The sequence below is a fragment of the Nocardiopsis lucentensis DSM 44048 genome (assembly GCF_000341125.1).
Classification (GTDB): Bacteria; Actinomycetota; Actinomycetes; order Streptosporangiales; family Streptosporangiaceae; genus Nocardiopsis; species Nocardiopsis lucentensis.
In genome coordinates this window covers 11,038-14,823 of the sequence record NZ_ANBC01000201.1, presented here as the reverse complement: position 1 = coordinate 14,823, position 3,786 = coordinate 11,038, and the positions used below count along the sequence as shown (strand labels likewise).

Annotated in this window: 4 protein-coding genes and 1 pseudogene (1 of these 5 only partly in view); all 5 read right to left on the bottom strand. The window is 71.0% G+C overall.

Going from position 1 to position 3,786, the window contains the following annotated elements; genetic code table 11:
* Nucleotides 1–860 (bottom strand): FAD binding domain-containing protein (locus D471_RS0106705; protein WP_017597912.1); only part of this gene is annotated, 860 nt, incomplete at its 3' end.
* Nucleotides 860–1,441 (bottom strand): (2Fe-2S)-binding protein, encoded by a 582-nt coding sequence (locus tag D471_RS0106700; RefSeq protein ID WP_017597911.1) that lies wholly within the window; start codon nt 1,439–1,441, stop codon nt 860–862. The genes D471_RS0106705 and D471_RS0106700, both read right to left, overlap by 1 nt.
* A 215-nt stretch (nt 1,442–1,656) precedes the next feature.
* Nucleotides 1,657–2,445: an SAM-dependent methyltransferase gene (locus D471_RS0106695; RefSeq protein ID WP_017597910.1), complete on the bottom strand. Its 789-nt coding sequence runs from the start codon at nt 2,443–2,445 to the stop codon at nt 1,657–1,659.
* A 163-nt stretch (nt 2,446–2,608) separates the two neighbouring features.
* Complete coding sequence (locus D471_RS0106690; protein WP_017597909.1) at nt 2,609–2,980, bottom strand: cyclophilin-like fold protein; 372 nt, start codon at nt 2,978–2,980, stop codon at nt 2,609–2,611.
* Between the two features lie 80 nt (nt 2,981–3,060).
* A pseudogene (locus D471_RS33285) lies at nt 3,061–3,786 on the bottom strand (MFS transporter) (it continues 490 nt past the right edge of the window).

Sequence of the window (3,786 nt, the reverse complement as noted above, 5' to 3'; positions counted from 1 at the left end):
CCCCGCCGTGCCGGGGCTCCGGTGAGGATGGCCTCGGCGTGCCGTGCCCGCCACGGCTTGGTGGCGACCCCACCCAGTCCGATACGGACCTCGGCGATGATCCCTCGCTCGATCCGCAGGACCACCGCGGCCGAGGCGAGGGCGAACTCGTAGGATTGGCGGTCGCGCACCTTCAGGTAGTGGGAGGTGCGAGCCGCGGGGTTCGCGGGTACCTCGATGGCGGTGATCAGCTCGCCGTGGGCGATCGGGTGTTCGCGATCGGGCGTGTTCCCCGGCAACGGGAAGAAGTCGTCGAAGGCGACGGTCCGCGAGCCGTCGGGGCCCCGGAGGTGGACGATCGCGTCGAGCGTGGTCAAGGCCACCGCGACGTCGGACGGGTGTGTGGCGATGCAGTGCTCGCTGGTGCCCAGGACCGCGTGGGTGCGGTTGAACCCGTTCATGGCCGCGCATCCGCTACCGGGTTCACGTTTGTTGCACGCCTGGTCCACGTCCCGGAAGTAGGAGCAGCGCACCTTCTGCATGAGGTTGCCGCCCATGGTGGCCATGTTGCGCAGCTGCGCGGAGGCGCCCTTCTCCAGGGCCTCGGCGATGACCGGGTAGCGTTCACGCACCGCGGGGTGCGCGGCCACGTCACTCATCCTGGCCAGACCGCCGAGGCGCAGCCCGCCGTCGGGGAGGTCCTCGATCGCGGCGATGGGCAGGTCGTTGATGTCGACCACGCGGCGGGGTCGGGCGACCCGGATCCGGAGCATGTCGACCTCGGTGGTTCCGCCCGCGAGGAACTCGCTGCCGGGGTCGCCGCCGACCTCGGCGATGGCCGTGGCCACGTCGGACACGCGCTTGTAGGCGAAGGAGCGCATCACCGACCCCCTTCCCGCGTGACCTCGTCCGCGTCGCGCACCTGCCGGATCGCGGAACGGATGTTCGGGTAGGCGGCGCAGCGGCAGATGTTGCCGCTCATCCACTCGGCGATCTCCGCGTCGTCGGAGGCGTGCCCCTCCTCGATGAGGGCGACGGCCGACATCAGCTGGCCTGGTGTGCAGTATCCGCACTGGAAGGCGTCGTTGTCGACGAAGGCCCGCTGCATCGGGTGGAGGCGGTCCTCCTCGGCCAGCCCCTCGACGGTGGTGATCTCGCGCCCCTCGCAGGAGACGGCCAGGGTCAGGCAGGCGACCACGCGGCGTCCGTCGACCCAGACGGTACAGGCGCCACAGGCCCCCTGGTTGCAGCCCTTCTTGGGGCCGGTGACATCGAGGCGCTCGCGCAGGGCGTCGAGCAGGCTCACCCTGGGTTCGACGCGAACCCCGTGCGTGGTCCCGTTGACGGTCAATGTGATGTCGACCGGTTCCGGGCCGATCTCGGCATCCCTGGGCCGGATACCCCTGGCCTGCTCCGGGATGCTCGGTGCGACGGTTCCGGTGCGATTGCTGGGCGGCTTCATCGGAGCCCCCTCGGGAGCGGCGTGCGGTGCGTACTCATTGCGATCCCCCTGGTCACGCTGGTGCCGTGGCGCCACGGACGACTCCTGAGGATGCTCTCAACCCGATGTGTACCGCGCGTGTGAATGAGCCCCAGTGGATGGCAATATCCCGCAAAGATCCGCTGGGGCGGGGCCCGTTCGGGCGGCGGGGTCACGGCCGCCGCCGAGTCCTCGGGTCAGGGCTTGCGGCCCACTCCGCCGAACTGGGCGATCTCGCGCACCTCACCGACCTCGGCCGGGTCCGGGCGCCAGAACGGGATCGAGCACACCCCCGGTTCCAGGAGCTCCAGACCGTCGAAGAAGGCCTCGATCTCCTTGACGCCGCGCAGGTGGTAGGGGATGGCCGCACCCTCGTTCCACGCCGCGGTGGCCGCCACGATCGCCTCGCCGGTGTTCGTGCTGTCGCACATGGCGAAGAAGCTGCCGGAGGGAAGCGCCTCCTGGTAGGTGCGCACGATCTCGTGGGTGCGCTCCTCGACCGGCTGGTGGCCGAGGGTGCCCAGGCAGGTCAGCGCGATCGGCCGACCGAAGTCCAGGTGTTGGCGCACCTGGCCCAGGAGCGCCTCGGGCTCGCGCAGGTCGGCGTCGATGTAATGGGTGGTTCCGGAGGTGACGCCGGTGAGCAGGGCACGCGCGTGGGCGAGCACCATGGGGTCGTTGTCGACGTAGACCACCCGGGCGTCCGGCGCGACGGACTGGGCGACCTCATGCGTGTTGTTCACGGTGGGCAACCCGGTGCCGATGTCCAGGAACTGCCGGACCCCGTGCTCCCGCGCCAGGTGGGTGACGACCCGGACGAGGAAGGCCCGTTCGGCGCGGGCGATCTCGACGATCTCGGGGAAGGCCCGTTCGATCTGCTCGCCGAGTTCGCGGTCGACCGGGTAGTTGTCCTTTCCGCCCAACCAGTAGTTCCACACCCGCGCCGAATGGGCCACGGTCGTGTCGATGGGGGGAGTGTCCGTCATGGGCGCCTCTCGCCAGGGTCGTGGTGGTGTTCCGGCCTCGCATTCTCGTGCTCCCGGAACCCGCCACGCAAGCCGGACCGCCTACACCGCAAGGCTTCCCGACGGAGTCGCCCGTCGGCCCGGGGGCGTGTGCGACCTCGCCCCCGGACCGACGCGCGGGCCCTCACCCGTCGCGCTCGACCCTGACGGTGTCGCCGTCGCCGACCTCGGCGAGAGCGCGGTGGTCGCCGTCGATCCGGCCGAGCACGTTGGCCGCGCTGGCGAGCCTGCTCTCCGGCCCGACGGAGATCGGCGTGGGGCCGAAGGGCAGGGCGAGCGCCGATCCGGCCAGCCAGTAGCAGACGGTGCCGGGATCGACGGCGTCGGTCGCGTCGTCCTCGCGCCCGGCCTCCACGGGGACGGCGAAGTACACCTCGTCGCCCCACGTGTTGACCGACGACTCGATGGGCAGGGCGTCCCAGAGGGCTTCGGAGGTCGGGGTGCTGTCGAGCGTGGCGGTCACCGAGCCGCCGGCCCAGGAGATGCGGATCCTCATGTGACCTGTGTATCGGGTGGCGATAGCGGAGCTCACACCGGGGTATCCATAATGCAGATATTGAATTCCATATTACGGAATTATTGTGCGGTCTGGAGGCTGGATTCCGCCTCCCGCGCCCCCTCCGGGCGCCCGCCCGCCCGGGGGCCGGAACGGTCCAGCGAGGCGGAGAACAGTGCGACACCGAGCCCGACGAGGGCCAGGACCACGCCGATCACGGCGGGCGACGTGTACCCCAGCCCCATGCTGATCCCCACCCCGCCCAACCAGGCGCCCCCGGCGTTGGCGAGGTTGAAGGCCGAGTGGTTGGAGGCCGAGGCCAGCGAGGGCGCCGCGGCGGCCTTGTTCATCACGAGCACCTGGAGCGGCGTCACCACGGCGGACCCGGTCGCGCCGAGGGCCAGGACGGCGATCGCGGCGGTCCAGGGGTGGTGCACCGCGAAGACGAAGAGGGCCAGCACGACCGCCAGGCAGACGAGGGCGCCGTGGATCGTCGGACGCAGGGCCCGGTCGGCCAGCGGGCCGATGACCAGCGAGCCGATCGTCATCCCGGTGCCGAAGAGCGCCAGGACGAACGGCACGCCGCCGGGCGCCATCCCGGCCAGCTCGGTCATCATCGGCGAGATGTAGCTGTAGACCGCGAACACCCCGGCGAACCCGAAGACCGCGGTGGTCAGACCGAGGAGGACCTGCTGGCCGCCCAGCGCGGACAGCTCGTGTCGGAGTCCTCCCCCGCCGAACGCGGACGCCGGCATCCGGGGCACGAAGAGCGCGATCCCCACCAGGGCGAGCGCGGCGACGGCGGC

Excerpts from the sequence above, each read along its gene's own strand:
- D471_RS0106690 (WP_017597909.1), bottom strand. The coding sequence starts at position 2,980 with ATGAGGATCCGCATCTCCTGGGCCGGCGGCTCGGTGACCGCCACGCTC.
- D471_RS0106700 (WP_017597911.1), bottom strand. The coding sequence starts at position 1,441 with ATGAAGCCGCCCAGCAATCGCACCGGAACCGTCGCACCGAGCATCCCG.
- D471_RS0106695 (WP_017597910.1), bottom strand. The coding sequence starts at position 2,445 with ATGACGGACACTCCCCCCATCGACACGACCGTGGCCCATTCGGCGCGG.